Annotated in this window: 1 protein-coding gene; it reads right to left on the bottom strand. The window is 76.4% G+C overall.

Features of this window, described 5'->3' with window-relative positions:
- Positions 1-233, bottom strand: a 233-nt coding sequence (locus tag SB773_RS34855) for a hypothetical protein (RefSeq protein ID WP_410595143.1), incomplete at both ends; no start/stop codon positions are given.

The following is a 233-nucleotide window of genomic DNA, read 5'->3' as shown; positions in this document are numbered from 1 at the left end:
CCGGGGTAGCGGGCGAAGCGGCGGGCCATCTCGGCGCCGCTGCGGAGGTGCGCGGCGCCGGACGCGGGGAGCCAGCCGTCCAGCTCGTCGAGGCTGCGCCGGGCGCGCACGGCCGAGACGGCGGTCGCCAGCGGGTACTGCGCCGGGCTCGCGTAGTGGACGTTGTTGGTCGCGACCGTGGGCAGGCCCAGCCGTCCGGCGATCCTGGTGAGGACGTCGTTCTCGGTGGAGTC

The sequence above is a fragment of the Bacillus sp. SIMBA_074 genome (genome assembly GCF_046534555.1).
Lineage (GTDB): Bacteria > Bacillota > Bacilli > Bacillales > Bacillaceae_G > Bacillus_A > Bacillus_A mycoides.
The sequence above is the reverse complement of the archived record's forward strand: the minus strand, read 5'-3'. Positions and strand labels throughout refer to the sequence as shown.